This is a genomic window from Pseudomonas sp. PF05 (assembly GCF_056521845.1).
This window is the reverse complement of the sequence record NZ_JBWLPW010000005.1, coordinates 1-16228: the sequence shown is the minus strand read 5'-3', so window position 1 is coordinate 16228 and position 16228 is coordinate 1. Positions and strand designations below refer to the sequence as shown.

General features: G+C 59.4%; 16 protein-coding genes. 5 read left to right on the top strand and 11 right to left on the bottom strand.

What is annotated here, in order from left to right:
* The first annotated feature begins 3 nt into the window (after nucleotides 1–3).
* Nucleotides 4–330 (top strand): ElaB/YgaM/YqjD family protein, encoded by a 327-nt coding sequence (locus AC09SL_RS10565; RefSeq protein ID WP_003196426.1) that lies wholly within the window; start codon nucleotides 4–6, stop codon nucleotides 328–330.
* On the opposite strand, the gene AC09SL_RS10560 is transcribed toward AC09SL_RS10565, so the two are convergent.
* A complete protein-coding gene (locus tag AC09SL_RS10560) occupies nucleotides 303–1220 on the bottom strand; it encodes a LysR family transcriptional regulator (RefSeq protein ID WP_058544933.1) in 918 nt (305 codons plus the stop codon). The two genes, AC09SL_RS10565 and AC09SL_RS10560, sit on opposite strands and share 28 nt — an antisense overlap.
* Before the next feature lie 114 nt (nucleotides 1221–1334).
* On the opposite strand from AC09SL_RS10560, the gene trpB reads away from it, so the two are divergent.
* A complete protein-coding gene (gene trpB, locus AC09SL_RS10555; RefSeq protein WP_058544932.1) occupies nucleotides 1335–2567 on the top strand; it encodes a tryptophan synthase subunit beta in 1233 nt (410 codons plus the stop codon).
* The gene (trpA, locus tag AC09SL_RS10550) at nucleotides 2567–3379 is read left to right on the top strand and encodes a tryptophan synthase subunit alpha (protein WP_058544931.1); all 813 of its coding nucleotides are present in this window, start codon (nucleotides 2567–2569) and stop codon (nucleotides 3377–3379) included. Before trpB ends, trpA begins: the two co-directional genes overlap by 1 nt.
* Nucleotides 3380–3528: 149 nt before the next feature.
* On the opposite strand, the gene AC09SL_RS10545 is transcribed toward trpA, so the two are convergent.
* The 10 genes from AC09SL_RS10545 to AC09SL_RS10500 all read right to left on the bottom strand — a co-directional run bounded on the left by AC09SL_RS10545 (nucleotide 3529) and on the right by AC09SL_RS10500 (nucleotide 13365).
* Nucleotides 3529–5490, bottom strand: coding sequence for a DUF7844 domain-containing protein (locus AC09SL_RS10545; protein ID WP_058544930.1), 1962 nt, complete (start codon nucleotides 5488–5490; stop codon nucleotides 3529–3531).
* Nucleotides 5487–5807 carry a DUF2388 domain-containing protein gene (locus AC09SL_RS10540; protein WP_003187020.1) on the bottom strand — a complete coding sequence of 107 codons (321 nt, stop codon included), beginning with the start codon at nucleotides 5805–5807 and terminating at the stop codon, nucleotides 5487–5489. The genes AC09SL_RS10545 and AC09SL_RS10540 overlap by 4 nt, the downstream gene beginning before the upstream one ends.
* A gap of 27 nt (nucleotides 5808–5834) precedes the next feature.
* Nucleotides 5835–6143: a DUF2388 domain-containing protein gene (locus tag AC09SL_RS10535; protein WP_058544929.1), complete on the bottom strand. Its 309-nt coding sequence runs from the start codon at nucleotides 6141–6143 to the stop codon at nucleotides 5835–5837.
* 106 nt (nucleotides 6144–6249) lie between these two features.
* Nucleotides 6250–6567, bottom strand: a complete 318-nt coding sequence (locus tag AC09SL_RS10530) for a DUF2388 domain-containing protein (protein ID WP_058544928.1) — start codon at nucleotides 6565–6567, stop codon at nucleotides 6250–6252.
* 341 nt (nucleotides 6568–6908) lie between these two features.
* A complete protein-coding gene (locus AC09SL_RS10525; RefSeq protein WP_003187014.1) occupies nucleotides 6909–7124 on the bottom strand; it encodes a DUF1127 domain-containing protein in 216 nt (71 codons plus the stop codon).
* A gap of 320 nt (nucleotides 7125–7444) precedes the next feature.
* Nucleotides 7445–8938 carry an acetyl-CoA hydrolase/transferase family protein gene (locus AC09SL_RS10520; protein ID WP_058544927.1) on the bottom strand — a complete coding sequence of 498 codons (1494 nt, stop codon included), beginning with the start codon at nucleotides 8936–8938 and terminating at the stop codon, nucleotides 7445–7447.
* Between the two features lie 199 nt (nucleotides 8939–9137).
* Nucleotides 9138–10574, bottom strand: coding sequence for an NAD(P)(+) transhydrogenase (Re/Si-specific) subunit beta (locus AC09SL_RS10515; protein ID WP_030139190.1), 1437 nt, complete (start codon nucleotides 10572–10574; stop codon nucleotides 9138–9140).
* The gene (locus tag AC09SL_RS10510) at nucleotides 10574–10897 is read right to left on the bottom strand and encodes an NAD(P) transhydrogenase subunit alpha part 2 (protein ID WP_003187010.1); all 324 of its coding nucleotides are present in this window, start codon (nucleotides 10895–10897) and stop codon (nucleotides 10574–10576) included. The genes AC09SL_RS10515 and AC09SL_RS10510 overlap by 1 nt, the downstream gene beginning before the upstream one ends.
* 15 nt (nucleotides 10898–10912) lie before the next feature.
* A complete protein-coding gene (locus AC09SL_RS10505; protein ID WP_064106847.1) occupies nucleotides 10913–12034 on the bottom strand; it encodes a Re/Si-specific NAD(P)(+) transhydrogenase subunit alpha in 1122 nt (373 codons plus the stop codon).
* A gap of 434 nt (nucleotides 12035–12468) precedes the next feature.
* Nucleotides 12469–13365, bottom strand: coding sequence for a LysR family transcriptional regulator (locus tag AC09SL_RS10500; protein WP_058545471.1), 897 nt, complete (start codon nucleotides 13363–13365; stop codon nucleotides 12469–12471).
* Nucleotides 13366–13521: 156 nt separating this feature from the next.
* Here AC09SL_RS10500 and AC09SL_RS10495 point away from each other — a divergent pair, with 156 nt between their 5' ends.
* Together AC09SL_RS10495 and AC09SL_RS10490 are read left to right on the top strand one after the other, a co-directional pair.
* The gene (locus AC09SL_RS10495; RefSeq protein ID WP_014335919.1) at nucleotides 13522–14703 is read left to right on the top strand and encodes an acyl-CoA dehydrogenase; all 1182 of its coding nucleotides are present in this window, start codon (nucleotides 13522–13524) and stop codon (nucleotides 14701–14703) included.
* A gap of 13 nt (nucleotides 14704–14716) precedes the next feature.
* The gene (locus tag AC09SL_RS10490; protein WP_058545472.1) at nucleotides 14717–15937 is read left to right on the top strand and encodes a CaiB/BaiF CoA transferase family protein; all 1221 of its coding nucleotides are present in this window, start codon (nucleotides 14717–14719) and stop codon (nucleotides 15935–15937) included.
* Nucleotides 15938–16228 lie beyond the last annotated feature (291 nt).

The following is a 16228-nucleotide window of genomic DNA, read 5'->3' as shown; positions in this document are numbered from 1 at the left end:
ACCATGGCCAGCAATTCGTTACGCAAAGCCTCGTTGCAAAGCATGGAAGCGGAGATCGAGAGTCTGCTCAAGTCGTTGGAAAGCCTGAAGGACGACGCTTCGGACGAGTCGCGTAAGACCCTCAAGTCGCTCAAGGCCAATGCCGAGAACGCGCTGAAACATTCTCGCCATCTGCTCAGTGACGCGTATGAAGAGGTCAAGGTGAAAACCCGTGAAACCGGGATCGCCACCCGCGACTACGCGCAGGAACACCCATGGACCACGGCCGGTGTCGCGGTCGGTGCGCTTGGTTTGCTGGCTGCTTACTTGCTGTGCAAACGCGGTGACTGAGCCGGTTGGCTCAGTTCATGCTTGAGCCACTGGGCCAATTGTCGAGCGCGCCCGTCTGCGGCGCGCTTGGGTAGCCATAACGCCAGCCGCGCCGCCGTTTCATCGAACCCCCACGGCGCGACCAGGCGACCTGCGCGCACATCCTCGGCCACCAACGGCTCGGGTGCGATCGCCACGCCGAGCCCCGCTACGGCGGCCTCCAGCAAATAATACAGATGCTCGAATCCTTGCCCGAACTTCAATGCCCGAGGGTCAAGGTCGTTTTGCTGTGCCCAGGTCGGCCAGGCCTGTGGGCGGGACGTGGTATGCAGCAACGATTCATCCAGCAGCGCGCTGGCCGGTGCAGCCTGCAAGCGGGCGAATCCGGCGTAGTGCGGACTCATGACCGGGCCGATCTGCTCGCTCACCAGTTCATACACCTGCATGTCGGCCGGCCAGGGCGGCTCGGCGAATACCAGCAAGGCATCCAGTCCTGGTCGCCTGGGGTCCAGGTCACCCTCGCCAGCGGACAGGTGCAGGCGCAAATCCGGCAGGTCGGCATTGAGCCTGCCCAGACGGGGAATAAACCAGCGCGCCAGCAGGCTTCCCGAGCAGCCCAGGACGAACGGGGCATCTGCCGTGCTTTGCGTCAGTTCTGCGCACACGCTGCGTAACCGCTCGAACGCGTCAGTGCTGGCATCGCGCAGACGCATGCCGGCATCTGTGAGTTTCAAGCCGCGTCCATCCTTGATGAACAGGCTGACACCCAAATGCTCTTCAAGCACCTTCAACTGTCGGCTCACGGCACCGTGGGTGACGTGCAGCTGTTCGGCCGCCTGGCTTACGCTGTTCAGGCGGGCGGTGGCCTCGAAGGCGCGCAAGGCATTGAGGGGGGGAAGGTCGTGGCTCATTTATCTGTGAGTTTTTCTGACAGGTTGTGGCGATCTTATCGGTTTTCAGCAGGGAATGTCAGGGGTAGAGTGAGCGTCATTGTCTTTCAACGCATTTTTTGCCTGGAGCGCCCGATGACCCAGTCTACGACCCCTTTAAACCTGCGCAGCGGCCCCGATGCCAACGGCCTGTTCGGTGCGTTCGGCGGCCGCTATGTGGCCGAAACCCTGATGCCGCTGATCCTCGATCTGGCTCGCGAATACGAATTGGCGAAGGAAGATCCGGCATTCATTGAGGAATTGGCCTACTTCCAGCGTGACTATGTCGGTCGTCCGAGCCCGCTGTACTTCGCCGAGCGCCTGACCGAATACTGCGGCGGCGCCAAGATCTACCTCAAGCGTGAAGAGCTGAACCACACCGGCGCGCACAAGATCAATAACTGCATCGGCCAGATCCTGTTGGCGCGGCGCATGGGCAAGAAACGCATCATCGCCGAGACCGGCGCTGGCATGCACGGCGTGGCCACCGCCACCGTGGCCGCGCGTTTTGGCCTCGATTGCGTGATCTACATGGGCACTACCGACATTGAGCGGCAGCAGGCCAACGTGTTCCGCATGAAACTGCTGGGCGCCGAAGTTATCCCGGTGGTCGCGGGCACCGGTACCCTGAAAGATGCAATGAACGAGGCCCTGCGCGACTGGGTCACCAACGTCGACAGCACGTTCTACCTGATCGGCACTGTGGCTGGCCCGCATCCGTATCCGGCGATGGTGCGCGACTTCCAAGCCGTGATCGGCAAGGAAACCCGCGAGCAACTGCAAGCCCAGGAAGGTCGCCTGCCGGACAGCCTGGTGGCGTGCATCGGCGGCGGCTCCAACGCCATGGGCCTGTTCCACCCGTTCCTGGACGACAAGAGCGTCGAGATCATCGGCGTCGAAGCCGCCGGTTATGGCATCGAGACCGGTAAGCATGCGGCGAGCCTGAACGGCGGCGTCCCCGGTGTACTGCACGGCAACCGCACCTTCCTGTTGCAGGACGATGACGGTCAGATCATCGACGCCCATTCGATTTCGGCGGGTCTCGACTACCCCGGCATCGGTCCGGAACACGCCTGGTTGCACGATATTGGTCGCGTCCAGTACACCTCGGTGACCGACGCCGAAGCTCTGGAAGCCTTTCACAAATGCTGCCGCCTGGAAGGGATCATTCCTGCATTGGAAAGCGCCCATGCCCTGGCGGAAGTGTTCAAACGCGCACCCAACCTGCCGAAAGATCACCTGATGGTGGTCAACCTGTCCGGCCGTGGCGACAAAGACATGCAAACCGTGATGCACCACATGGAACAGTCCCAGCAGGAGAAACACTGATGAGCCGCCTGCAAACCCGTTTTGCCGAACTCAAGGAACAGAACCGCGCCGCCCTGGTGACTTTTGTCACGGCTGGCGACCCGGACTACGACACCTCCCTGGCAATCCTCAAGGGCCTGCCAGCGGCCGGTGCCGACGTGATCGAGTTGGGCATGCCGTTCACCGATCCGATGGCCGACGGCCCGGCGATCCAATTGGCGAATATTCGTGCCTTGGGCGCCCAGCAGAACCTGGCGAAAACCCTGCAGATGGTTCGTGAGTTCCGCAAGGACAACAGCGAGACACCGCTGGTGCTGATGGGGTACTTCAACCCGATCCACCGTTATGGCGTGCAGCGTTTCATCGGCGAGGCGCTGGAATCTGGTGTCGATGGCCTGATCGTTGTGGACATGCCGCCCGAGCACAACAGCGAACTGTGCGAACCGGCCCAGGCAGCCGGCCTGGATTTTATCCGCCTGACCACGCCAACCACAGACGACGTGCGTTTGCCGACGGTGCTCAACGGCAGTTCGGGCTTTGTGTACTACGTGTCGGTGGCGGGTGTGACCGGTGCCGGTGCCGCGACACTGGAGCACGTGGAAGAAGCCGTGGCACGCCTGCGTCGCCACACCGATTTGCCGATCAGCATTGGTTTCGGTATCCGTACGCCGGAGCAGGCGGCGGCCATCGCACGATTGGCTGATGGAGTGGTGGTTGGCTCGGCGCTGATCGACCATATCGCCAATGCCGATACATCGGAACAGGCGATTGATGGCGTGTTGAGCTTGTGTGCCGCCCTGGCTGATGGTGTGCGCAAGGCGCGTCTGGGCTGATGCCTGGTTCGGCTTTGTAGGAGCTGGCTAAGCCTGCGATTTTTTTATCTTTCGCTCCAGACTCAATTGGCAGTGAAAAGATCGCAGCCTCGCTTCGCTCGTCAGCTCCTACGGACCCAGCGGGATCAAGCTCCCTCGCCACAATGGTATCAAGGCAACTCCAATCCGCCCCCGGCTTTGTGCAGCTTGCGCAAATGCTCGCCGATCGCTTTCACATTGGCCTCGCTCGCAGCAATTTCAGCGGCGCGACTCGGCTCAAGCAATGCCCGGACTTCCTTGTCCAGGTCGCCAGTCAGCGTTTGAAGCTGTTTCTGACGCAAGCTGCTTTGCGATTCCAGGCGTTGCCACTCGCGCGGTTGCGGCAAGCCGTAACCGCTGCTGCCCAGCAGTTCGGCCGGGCGGCTCAGGAAACCGCTGTTGGCGAGGATCTGCTGCAGTGTCGCGTTGGCCCTTTCCATGCCGCCATTGTGCAATTCACGGGCACCGAGGTAGCGCTGTTTGACTTCATCCTGCGCCAACAGCAGTTGCCGACGATAACTGGCCTGTTCCAGCAGCAATAACGCTGCGCTGGTGCGCAGGTCGGCCTGTTCGAACCAGACGCGGCGTTCGGCGGCGTCCAGGGCCAGCCAGTCTTCCACCGTTTGTTGCTTGATCGGCAGATACTTCTTCAGCACATCGAACATCGCCTGGTACCGATCGCGGAATGAGTCGAAGCGGTAGCCCAGGCGCAAGGCTTCCTTGGGATCATCCAGCACGCTGGTGTCCGCCAGGCCGCGGCCTTTGAGTACTTCCAACAAGCCGTTAGGCATGATGCTGTCCAGGCCCTTGAGCTGCTCGTTATTGCTGCCGCTGCGCAGCAGCTTCAAGCTTTCAACGGCGCAGTTGTTGGACAGGAAGTAATAGTTGCCGTCATAGCTCCAATGCATTTCGGCGGCGTGCTCGACCGTCTCCTCGATCTCAGTGCGCGACAGGTTCAGCGGCACCGATGCCAGGCTGCGCAGCTCGGTCTTGGTGTATTCATCGATCACCTGGGCCAACGGCAATACGAACAGGCGCGACGGGTATTTGCCTACCAACCCATCCCAACTCGATAGCTGCACATCGCTCACGAAGGCGCGGTATGACAGTACCAGGTGTTGGTCCAGATCCAGGCGGCAGTCCGGGCCACGTGGGCGACCCGGTGCGCAGATCACCAGCCGGAGCATGCTGTGGCCCCAGCGGCTCACCCAGTTCTGATTGGCTTCGGCCAGCAGGTAATCAATGGAATAGACTCGCTCTGGATCGACCTTGCCCAGTGGCGTCTTGGCGAAGTCGTTGCCGGCGTTGAGGAACGCGAACGATTTGGCGCAGGTGTCCTTGGCGGCGGGCGCCCAGCCGAAGTGTTCCTGGTAGTAGCGATACAGGGCGGGGCGTCGGCAGGCGTAGCTCGGGTCGAGGAGAAAGTACTCCATATTGACCGCGACAAATTCCTTGGGGCTGCTCGTTTCGTAGATGTCCGGGCTGCGGGCGACCTGGCGGTTGTGCTGTTCCCGTTCACCGCGTCGGCCAACGTATTGCGGCCAGCCGGCCAGATCCAGCAAGCGCGGATCATCGCTGAGGGTGAAACGGCGGTCGTTCTGGCCCCGGCATTCATCGGGAAGACCGATGAGCCCGGCGCTGCTGTTGCGTCGAGTGCAGCGCTGGATCAGCGTACGTTCGGCATCTGGCCATAGACGCGAGCGGTCATAAATGTGGGTCAGTTCGTGCAGGACCGTGGCGAGCATTTCCCGTCGTACGGTGCCGTGGGGGCGATGAGTCTTTTGCGTCGCGGCGCTGCCGTCGACAAGGCCGTCGAGCAGGTCGCTATTGAGGTCCAGTTGCGACACCAGCGAGGCCTGGCCGTAGGCGTTGGCGGGCATCTGGTCGGTCCAGCCGACATCGATGCGTCGGTCCAGCCGCTCGATGAAGCGTGGCGGCAGCGCCTGCATGGCTTCATCGAGCAGCGCCTGGCTGGCCTGCTGTTGCGCCGGGCTCAGTCCCTCGGTGTTGAGGTGCAGTTGCAGGCCAGCCTGGGCCATGCTGCCCGTGAGCAGCAAGACCCCGGCCGCCAGCCAGGCGGCGAACCGCCTCACAATGCGAGGATGGCTTCGGCGAGAACCTGGTCACTGGCGTCGCGGGCTTCCGGCACGCGGGTGCGCAAGGTATCGAAGGCGGCCTCGAGATGAGCACCACGAATCTCCCCATTGCTGGCGACAAAACTGGCCGCATCGTCATGGGCTTCGCGGACGATTTTTGAATCACGGATGGAAGTGGTGGTGTCGGAAGTGAAGTCAATCGTGCGCTGGGAAGCGCGAACGATGATGTTACTGGTGGCTACCAGGGTGTGTGCCTGGGCCACATCGGCCAACACCAGCAGGCCTAGGGCGGCAGCAATCAGCGGGCTACGCATGGAACGACTCCGGAGAAATAGAGATAACTATTGGACGAGAATTGCCTGTGCCAGTTCAAGGTCGCTGACGTGAAGTTTTGGCTGGGTCCGGCGCAGGTAATCCAGGGCCGATTCCAGTTGTGCACCTCGCAACTGCCCGTCGCTGGCGATGAAGGCCGCAGCGTCATCGTGAGCGGCGACGATCAGTTTATGGTCGAAGGGCGCGGAGGTCACCATGCTCGTGGCATAGCCGCTGACCACCACTTGCTGGGTGGACACATCGAAGGCATGGGCCGGAACTGACCAGCAAAAAGCTACGAAGAAAGACGCTAAGAACAGATCTGAGTAAGAACGCATGGGGCTCGACGATTGATGGCGAGCCTGAAGGCTAGCGCAAACCTGCGGGCCAGAGCCAGCGTTGAAACATCGGAACATCATTTGGCGCCCGATGTTTCATGTTGCATCAGATCACCAGGATGGCTTGGGCCAGCTGCGCATCGGTAGCGTTGAGCTGTGGTGCTTGCTGGCGGATGTAATCCAAAGCGCTTTCCAGCTTCACACCACGGATGGCGCCTTCGCTGGCCACGAAGCTGGCAGCGTCATCTCGGGCGGCTTGAACGATCTTGTTGTCCCGCAATGATGAAGTTGCATCGGAAGTCACGTCGGACGTGGCCTTGAGTGCGCCAACGATGGAGTCAGTGGTGACGATAAAGCTGCTGGCATTGGAGTGGGCGGCTACGGCCAGCAGGGCAACTGCGCTGAGCAGGCGAAGACGGTTCATGGTGAGACTCCTTGAATAATGAGGTGATGCCGGTGCTTGTAGCTGAAAGAGCAGACGCATGCTCGACTCGCTTCGCCACGTTTGCATCGATATTAGGACAGAACGCGTTGGGTGACAGCCCTTGCGAGAGCCATTGGCACGATGATGCTCACATTGGTGCTATGGCTCAAGATTAACTGTACTGGTCTTCTTTTATTTTTATGAAACTGTTGTATCTCTGCGGTCTTGCCAAAATACGGTCCCGGAAACGACAAGACCCGTCGCGGTTTCCCGCGACGGGTCTTGTTTGTTCAATTCGGTGCTGGCGGTGGACCCGGTGGGTCAGGGCCAGCGACGCTGAGTTAGCGCCAGAACGGCTTGCTCAGCTCTTCGTAACGTTGTGCTTCGCTGATACCGGCGTCAGCCAGCAGGCGCGAATCCAGACGAGCCAGTTGGTGGCGGCTGGCGATGCGGCGCTGCCACAACATCAGGTTAGCGATAACGCGAAGAGGCAGGGAAGCCTGGTTTTTTTCAGCTTTGTCTTCGAAAAACAGCTCGGAACTGAGTGTACGTTCCATGGTTGACATCCTTCCGCTTGTGGCGGGATTAGGTAGTGGTTTAGCTGGTGCCCATGATCCTCTCGTTTGGCCAGTCTCTCTAGATACAGTTCATCTGTATTGTGAGAGACCAGTTAACTGTTAAAGAGCGGTGTACTGGTCGATATTGAGGCAACTGTACTTGTCTGCACTGCATTGGTGCGTTTTTGGCAAATGTCTGATGTTTTGTGGGAAAAGACTGTAAGAAAACACCGGTACAGCAGTACAGTTTTTGTCGCGTCAGGCTCGAGTGACGGCCTTCAATCAAAACTGTATTTGCGACAACCGGTGATCCAGCTGTATCAGATGGCCAACATGCGCCCGGTTTCTTCGAGGTTCACGTGCCAGCTCAGTGCATCGCGCAGGATATGCGGGGTATGCCCACCCAGGGCGCACGCTGCTTCGAAATATTCATTCAACGCTTGGCGGTAGGATGGGTGCACGCAGTTGTCGATCACCACGCGTGCCCGCTCCCTTGGCGCCAGGCCGCGCAGGTCGGCCAGGCCAATCTCGGTCACCAGGATGTCGACATCGTGCTCGGTATGGTCCACATGGCTGACCATCGGCACGACACTGGAAATGGCGCCGCCCTTGGCAATCGACTTGGTGACGAAAATCGCCAGGTGGGCGTTGCGGGCGAAATCCCCCGAACCGCCGATGCCATTCATCATCCGAGTGCCACAGACATGGGTGGAGTTGACGTTGCCGTACAGGTCGAACTCCAGCGCGGTGTTGATACCGATGATGCCCAGGCGACGTACGACCTCGGGATGGTTGGAGATTTCCTGTGGGCGCAGGACCAGTTTGTCCTTATACCTTTCCAGGTTTCCGAACACATCGGTGTTGCGTCGGCTCGACAGCGTGATAGAACTGCCCGAGGCGAAGCTCAGCTTGCCAGCGTCGATCAAGTCAAATGTCGAATCCTGCAGGACCTCGGAATACATGGTCAGGTCTTCGAACGGAGAATCGATCAGCCCGCACATCACGGCGTTGGCGATGTTGCCAATTCCGGCCTGCAACGGCCCGAGCTTGTTGGTCATGCGTCCGGCCGCAACTTCCTGCTTGAAGAAGTCGATCAGGTGATCGGCGATGGCCTGGGTGTCGCTGTCCGGTGGCGCGACGGTCGAAGGCGAATCCCCTTGGTTGGTGATGACGATGGCGGCAATTTTTTCCGGCGGGATCGGGATGGCAGGGCTGCCAATACGGTCGTCCACTTTTACCAGGGGGATTGGGGTGCGGGTCGGGCGATAGGTCGGGATGTAGATGTCGTGCAGCCCTTCCAGGTTCGGGTTGTGGGCCAGGTTGATCTCGATGATCACTTGCCGGGCGAAGATGGCGAAACTGGCCGAGTTACCCACTGATGTGGTCGGTACGATATGCCCTTGTTCGGTGATGGCCACTGCTTCGATCACGGCAATATCGGGCAGCTTGAGCTGGCCGTTGCGCAGTTGTTCGACGGTTTCCGAGAGATGCTGGTCGATGAACATCACCTCGCCCGCGTTGATTGCCTTGCGCAACGTGCTGTCGACCTGGAATGGCATGCGTCGCGCCAGCACGCCGGCCTCAGTGAGTTCCTTGTCGAGGTCGTTACCCAGGCTCGCACCCGTCATCAGGCTGATTTTCAGCGGGGTGACCTTGGCGCGCTCAGCCAGGGCGTGGGGCACTGCTTTCGCTTCTCCGGCGCGGGTAAAGCCGCTCATGCCGACGGTCATGCCGTCCTGAATCAACAAGGCTGCTTCGGCAGCACTCATCACTTTATTCAATAACGAAGGCAGGCGGATGCGATCACGGTACATAGGTTGTTATCTCGGGCTGGAAAGCAAGATGCGCAGTCTAGTGAATTCGCGCTGTGCCCGACCCGCTACAAAGGTCGCATTTGACGCCTCTATTACGGGTGTTTCAGGCAAAACATTATTACCGGATCGGTAACGTTCGGCCTTGATACAAATCAAAACGCCCCGACAAGTCGGGGCGTTGATGGCGAAGCCGTGAGTGTTATTCCACCGCTTTGACCATGTCCTCGATGACCTTCTTGGCGTCACCGAACACCATCATGGTCTTGTCGAGATAGAACAGTTCGTTGTCCAGGCCGGCATAGCCGCTGGCCATCGAGCGCTTGTTGACGATGATGGTCTTGGCCTTGAAGGCTTCGAGGATCGGCATGCCGGCAATCGGCGACTTCGGATCGTTCTTCGCCGCCGGGTTGACCACGTCGTTGGCGCCGAGCACCAGCACCACGTCGGCCTGGCCGAACTCGGAGTTGATGTCTTCCATCTCGAACACCTGGTCGTAAGGCACTTCGGCCTCGGCCAGTAGCACGTTCATGTGCCCGGGCATGCGACCGGCCACCGGGTGGATCGCGTATTTAACGGTCACACCGTGGTGGGTCAGCTTCTCGGTCAGCTCTTTCAGCGCGTGCTGCGCCCGTGCCACCGCCAGGCCATAGCCTGGAACAATGATCACCGTGTCGGCGTTGGTCAGCAGGAAAGTTGCGTCGTCAGCCGAGCCGGATTTCACTGGACGGGCTTCTTTGGAGCCTGCCGGGCCGGCCGCATCTGCGGTGTTGCCGAAACCGCCGAGCAACACGTTGAAGAACGAACGGTTCATCGCCTTGCACATGATGTACGACAGGATCGCACCACTGGAACCTACCAACGAACCGGCAATGATCAGCATCGAGTTATTCAGCGAGAAGCCAATACCCGCCGCGGCCCAACCGGAATAACTGTTGAGCATCGAGACCACCACCGGCATGTCCGCGCCGCCGATCGGGATGATGATCAGCACGCCCAGTACAAAAGCCAGGGCCAGCATCAGGGCGAACGCGCCGAGGTTGCCAGTGAACATGAAGGTCAGGCCCAGGCCCAGCGTTGCCAGGCCCAGGATCAGGTTGAGTTTGTGCTGGCCGCCGAACTGTACCGGTGCGCCCTGGAACAGACGGAACTTGTACTTGCCCGACAGCTTGCCGAAAGCGATCACCGAACCGGAAAAGGTAATTGCACCGATGGCTGCGCCGAGGAACAGCTCCAGACGGTTACCGGCCGGAATCGAATCGCCCAATTGTTTGACGATACCCAGCGATTGCGGCTCGACCACTGCGGCAATCGCAATGAACACCGCCGCCAGGCCGATCATGCTGTGCATGAATGCCACCAGCTCCGGCATCTTGGTCATCTCGACGCGCTTGGCCATGATCGAGCCGGCGGTGCCGCCGATCAGCAGGCCGACGATGACGTAGCCTATGCCGGCTGTCGCTAGCTCAGCGCCCAGCTTATAGATGAGGCCCACAGTGGTGAGCACCGCCAGCGCCATGCCGAGCATGCCGAACAGGTTGCCACGGCGAGAGGTAGTGGGGTGCGACAGGCCTTTGAGGGCCTGGATGAAGCAGATCGACGCGATCAGGTAGAGCGTCGTTACCAGGTTCATGCTCATTACTTGGGCGCCTCTTCTTTTACGGCTTTCGGGGCTTTTTTCTTGAACATCTCAAGCATGCGGCGCGTCACCAGGAAGCCACCGAACACGTTCACCGCGGCCAGGGCCACGGCGAGGGTGCCCATGGTCTTGCCCAGTGGCGTTACGGTCAGCGCGGCGGCGAGCATGGCGCCGACGATCACGATCGCCGAAATGGCATTGGTCACCGCCATCAGTGGTGTGTGCAGCGCGGGTGTTACGTTCCAGACCACGTGGTAACCGACATAAATCGCCAGCACAAAGATGATCAGGTTGTAGATACCGGGGGAGATAAGCTCTTCCATTGTCTGAATCCCTGCTTAGGCGTTTTTGCGGATGACTTGGCCGTCGCGGCACATCAGGCACGCGGCGACGATGTCGTCTTCCAGGTTCACGTCGAACTGACCTTCCTTGGTGAAGACCAGCTTCAGGAAGTCCAGCAGGTTGCGGGCATACAGCGCCGAAGCATCGGCCGCGACTTCACCGGCCAGGTTGGTCGGACCGCAAATGGTCACGCCATTCTCGATCACGACCTGGTCGGCCACGGTCAGCGGGCAGTTACCGCCCTGGGCTGCCGCGAGGTCGATGACCACCGAGCCAGGTTTCATCTGCGCGACGGTTTCGGCGCTCAGCAGCGTCGGTGCCTTGCGGCCCGGAATCAACGCAGTGGTGATAACGATGTCAGCCTGTTTGGCGCGTTCGTGCACAGCCTGGGCCTGGCGCTGCATCCAGCTGGCCGGCATTGGCCGGGCGTAACCGCCGACGCCGACGGCGCATTCACGCTCTTCGTCGGTTTCGTAAGGCACGTCGACGAACTTGGCGCCAAGGGATTCGATTTGTTCCTTGACCGCCGGACGCACATCCGAGGCTTCGATCACCGCACCCAGTCGCTTGGCCGTGGCAATCGCCTGCAACCCGGCCACGCCAGCGCCAAGAATCAGCACGCGCGCCGCTTTCACGGTGCCTGCGGCGGTCATCAGCATCGGCATGAAGCGCGGGTAATAGTGGGCGGCCAGCAGCACGGCTTTATAGCCGGCAATGTTCGCTTGAGACGACAGCACATCCAGGCTCTGGGCGCGGGAGGTGCGTGGCGCAGCCTCTAGGGCAAAAGCGGTAATACCGCGTTCGGCCAGCTTGGCGATGGTTTCGTTGTTGAACGGATTGAGCATGCCCACCAGAACGGTGCCGCTCTTGATCAGCGCCAGTTCGCTGTCGCTGGGGGCGACCACCTTGAGGATCAGCTCGGCCCCGAATGCATCACTGGCGTTGCCAATGGTTGCGCCCGCTGCCTCATAGGCACTGTCGATAACGCTGGCCTTGATACCGGCGCCGCTTTGAACAGTGACTTTATGGCCTTGGCCGATCAGCTTCTTGATGGTTTCCGGGGTAGCAGCAACCCGTGTTTCACCCGTTTGGGTTTCGAGGGGAACACCAATGTGCACGTCAAATCTCCTGCGTGATCTTATTGAGTAAACCCAGGCACTTCGGATGGTGCGGCTGGGGCGGCCGATCAGCACGATCCCGCCAAACCAGGCGGGGCGCGGCATTTTGCAGGCGAAAATTCAGCCCTTCAAGGGATTATGACGGGTGACGGAAAATTAACTACAAGTCACCCTGTGACCGAATGTCGCAATAATCGATCGGCATCCCTTGTAGGCCGTGCTTTCCAAGGATTCAGGTTCAAATTGACAATTTTCCCCATCGGCCAGATGAATAGGCCCTGATGCGCTGCGCAATATGGCTCAAAGCCATGAATTTCAACGCTTTGGAGACTACTGCACCGACTTCATAACAGATTGACTGAATGCGACATAAACTTATATCTGTAGCGTCTTCTGTTAGTTTACTACCTAAGTCTGTTTTGACTTTTTCTTTATTAATCAAGGTGATAGTTGCTTGCTTGTTTCACGAGCCAATCGCGAAAAGCTCGAAGAGAGGCGGATTCGACCTTTCGCTCTGGAATCATCAGGTAATAGGCCTTGATGCTCGATAGCGCGCTACGGTTGGCCACGACCAGTCGTTTCTCTGCCAGCTCGCGCTGAATCAAGAAGGGCGGAATCAGCGCAATGCCCATGTCGTGCATGGCTGCCTGGGCAAGCATGGAGAATAGTTCATAACGCGGGCCTGTCAGGTCCCGTGCAATGTTCAGGTTCTGGGCGTTGAACCATTGGCGCCACGCATACGGGCGAGTGGTCTGCTGGAGCAAGGGCAATTCGGCGATGGTCTCTGGTGTCAGGCTCGTCCGGTCTCCCAGTAAGGTAGGGCTGCATACCGGCATAGGATTTTCACCCATCAGTTTGTGGGATTCGGTACCGGACCAGTCCGCGTCACCAAAATAGATGGCGGCGTCAAACTCTGTGTCCGCAAAGAGGAAGGGTCGTGTGCGGTTGGTCAGGTTGACGGTGACTTCTGGATGCTGCTGCTGGAAATCCTTGAGGCGTGGTAGCAGCCATTGAGTGCCGAAGGTTGGAACCACCGCCAGTTCGATCACGTTCGCACCGGTGTGTCCCATCACTGAAAGAGCATCGCGCTCGACCGCATCCAGTTGGGTGGCAACTCGACGGCTGTAGGAAAGGCCGGCTTCGGTCAGTTTGACGCCTCGGCGTGAGCGTCGGAAAAGCTCCACGCTGAGGAAGTCTTCCAGGCTGGCGATCTGTCGACAGATAGCGCCTTGGGTAAGGGAAAGCTCGTGCGCCGCCTTGGTGAAGCTCTCATGACGTGCTGCAGCCTCGAAACTGATCAGGGCGGTAGTGCTGGGGATTTTACGGCGCATGTACGCAAGCCTCACTCAATATCAGCATAAACGGGGTTCATGGCGTTTACGGAGTGAGAAATTAGCACAAGATAGTGCGCAATCCTCGTTTGCCCTTGTAGGAAAGCGCGCCTAGGATCAATCCACGATTTTCATTTAATTGGCGAGGACTCTTTCATGGCCGGTAAAGCGAGCTTCAACTGGATCGATCCATTGTTGCTGGATCAGCAACTCACCGAAGAAGAACGCATGATCCGCGACACTGCTGAGCAGTTCGCCCAGCAGAAGCTCGCGCCGCGGGTGCTGGAAGCGTTCCGTCATGAGAAGACCGACCCGGCGATTTTCCGCGAGATGGGTGAAGTGGGCCTGCTGGGGGCGACCATTCCTGAGCAGTACGGCGGCAGTGGGCTGAACTACGTCAGCTATGGCCTGATCGCTCGTGAAGTCGAGCGCGTCGATTCCGGTTATCGCTCGATGATGAGCGTGCAGTCCTCGCTGGTCATGGTGCCGATCAATGAATTCGGTACCGAGGCGCAAAAACAGAAGTATCTGCCGAAGCTGGCGTCTGGTGAGTGGATCGGTTGCTTTGGCCTGACCGAGCCGAACCATGGTTCCGACCCAGGCGCGATGATTACTCGTGCGCGCAAAGTGGAAGGCGGCTACAGCCTGACGGGTAGCAAAATGTGGATCACTAACAGTCCGATCGCCGACGTCTTTGTTGTCTGGGGTAAGGACGACGCTGGCGATATCCGCGGCTTCGTGCTCGAGAAGGGCTGGAAGGGCCTGAGTGCGCCAGCTATTCATGGCAAGGTCGGCCTGCGCGCCTCCATCACTGGCGAGATCGTGATGGACAACGTATTCGTTCCGGAAGAAAACATCTTCCCGGATGTCCGCGGCCTGAAGGGCCCGTTCACTTGCCTGAACTCGGCGCGTTATGGCATCTCCTGGGGCGCCTTGGGGGCGGCTGAGTTCTGCTGGCATACCGCTCGCCAGTACACGCTGGACCGCCAGCAGTTTGGGCGTCCGCTGGCTGCCAATCAGTTGATCCAGAAGAAGCTGGCCGACATGCAGACCGAAATCACGTTGGCCTTGCAGGGATGCCTGCGTCTTGGACGTATGAAAGATGAGGGAACGGCGGCGGTCGAGATCACCTCGATCATGAAGCGCAACTCCTGCGGCAAATCCCTGGATATCGCTCGCATGGCACGGGACATGCTGGGCGGCAACGGTATTTCCGATGAGTTCGGCATCGCTCGTCATCTCGTGAACCTGGAAGTCGTAAACACCTACGAAGGCACGCACGACGTTCATGCGCTGATCCTGGGGCGTGCGCAAACCGGTATCCAGGCGTTCTATTAATAGGGGAACGTTCATGGGCGCGCTTTCGCATCTGCGGGTATTGGATTTATCGAGGGTCCTGGCCGGGCCGTGGGCCGGGCAGATCCTGGCGGACCTTGGGGCAGATGTCATCAAGGTCGAGCGTCCCGGCAACGGTGACGATACGCGCGCCTGGGGGCCGCCTTTCCTGAAGGATGCCCGAGGCGAGAACACGACCGAGGCTGCATATTATCTGTCGGCCAATCGCAACAAGCAGTCGCTGACTATCGATTTCACGCGTCCAGAGGGGCAGCGGCTGGTGCGAGAGCTGGCGGCCAAGTCCGATATCCTGATCGAAAACTTCAAGGTTGGCGGGCTGGCGGCTTATGGCCTGGATTACGAGTCGTTAAAGGCGATCAATCCGCAATTGATCTATTGCTCGATCACCGGGTTTGGCCAGACCGGCCCTTATGCCAAGCGCGCCGGGTATGACTTCATGATTCAGGGGTTGGGTGGGTTGATGAGCCTGACCGGCCGCCCTGAGGGCGATGAGGGTGCGGGGCCGGTGAAGGTGGGGGTCGCGCTGACGGATATCCTCACGGGGCTGTATTCGACTGCTGCTATTTTGGCGGCGCTGGCGCATCGTGATCATGCCGGCGGCGGGCAGCACATCGATATGGCCTTGCTGGATGTCCAGGTTGCCTGCCTGGCCAATCAGGCGATGAATTACCTGACCACGGGCAATGCGCCGAAGCGGCTGGGCAATGCTCATCCGAACATCGTGCCTTATCAGGATTTTCCTACGGCCGATGGCGATTTCATCCTTACGGTGGGTAATGACGGCCAGTTCCGAAAGTTCGCTGAGGTTGCCGGTCAGCCGCAGTGGGCTGATGACCCGCGTTTTGCCACGAACAAGTTGCGGGTGGCGAATCGAGCGGTGTTGATTCCGTTGATCCGCCAGGCGACGGTGTTCAAGACCACAGCCGAGTGGGTGGCTCAGTTGGAGCAGGCGGGTGTGCCGTGTGGGCCAATCAACGATCTTGCCCAGGTGTTTGCCGATCCTCAGGTGAAGGCGCGTGGATTGGCGATTGAGTTGCCTCACGTACTGGCTGGTAGCGTGCCGCAGGTGGCCAGTCCGATTCGACTCTCCGAGACACCGGTGGAATATCGCAATGCGCCTCCTTTATTAGGGGAGCATACGCTGGAGGTGTTGCAGCGAGTGTTGGGGCTGGACGAAGCGGCGGTGGCGGCGTTCAGAGAGGCAGGAGTTCTTTGAGTCTTCTCTTCTTCTATATAGAGGAGGGTTTTAAAGGGCAAACGCAGCGGGTTTGCCCGTGTTGCGCAACTTATTGATAGAAAAGCGAAATTAGGGGTTGACGGCAGATTCTGGAAGTCTATAATTCGCCCCACTTCCGGCGCAGTCGAAACGGAAAACTCCTTGAGATTCAATGAGTTAAGTAGGTTTCGAAGGTGTTGGGCTTCAGTTCATCGAAGCCCGGAAGGAGCAGGTAGAGCAGTGTTGTTTGGCTCTATCGGCGGTTCGATCTTCTCGGTCGAAAGCGGTGAG

Bases quoted from the DNA above. Each gene is read 5' to 3' on its own strand.
- AC09SL_RS10565 (WP_003196426.1), top strand. From the start codon at position 4: ATGGCCAGCAATTCGTTACGCAAAGCCTCGTTGCAAAGCATGGAAGCG.
- AC09SL_RS10560 (WP_058544933.1), bottom strand. From the start codon at position 1,220: ATGAGCCACGACCTTCCCCCCCTCAATGCCTTGCGCGCCTTCGAGGCC.
- trpB (WP_058544932.1), top strand. From the start codon at position 1,335: ATGACCCAGTCTACGACCCCTTTAAACCTGCGCAGCGGCCCCGATGCC.
- trpA (WP_058544931.1), top strand. From the start codon at position 2,567: ATGAGCCGCCTGCAAACCCGTTTTGCCGAACTCAAGGAACAGAACCGC.
- AC09SL_RS10540 (WP_003187020.1), bottom strand. From the start codon at position 5,807: ATGCGTAGCCCGCTGATTGCTGCCGCCCTAGGCCTGCTGGTGTTGGCC.
- AC09SL_RS10535 (WP_058544929.1), bottom strand. From the start codon at position 6,143: ATGCGTTCTTACTCAGATCTGTTCTTAGCGTCTTTCTTCGTAGCTTTT.
- AC09SL_RS10530 (WP_058544928.1), bottom strand. From the start codon at position 6,567: ATGAACCGTCTTCGCCTGCTCAGCGCAGTTGCCCTGCTGGCCGTAGCC.
- AC09SL_RS10525 (WP_003187014.1), bottom strand. From the start codon at position 7,124: ATGGAACGTACACTCAGTTCCGAGCTGTTTTTCGAAGACAAAGCTGAA.
- AC09SL_RS10520 (WP_058544927.1), bottom strand. From the start codon at position 8,938: ATGTACCGTGATCGCATCCGCCTGCCTTCGTTATTGAATAAAGTGATG.
- AC09SL_RS10515 (WP_030139190.1), bottom strand. From the start codon at position 10,574: ATGAGCATGAACCTGGTAACGACGCTCTACCTGATCGCGTCGATCTGC.
- AC09SL_RS10510 (WP_003187010.1), bottom strand. From the start codon at position 10,897: ATGGAAGAGCTTATCTCCCCCGGTATCTACAACCTGATCATCTTTGTG.
- AC09SL_RS10500 (WP_058545471.1), bottom strand. From the start codon at position 13,365: ATGCGCCGTAAAATCCCCAGCACTACCGCCCTGATCAGTTTCGAGGCT.
- AC09SL_RS10495 (WP_014335919.1), top strand. From the start codon at position 13,522: ATGGCCGGTAAAGCGAGCTTCAACTGGATCGATCCATTGTTGCTGGAT.
- AC09SL_RS10490 (WP_058545472.1), top strand. From the start codon at position 14,717: ATGGGCGCGCTTTCGCATCTGCGGGTATTGGATTTATCGAGGGTCCTG.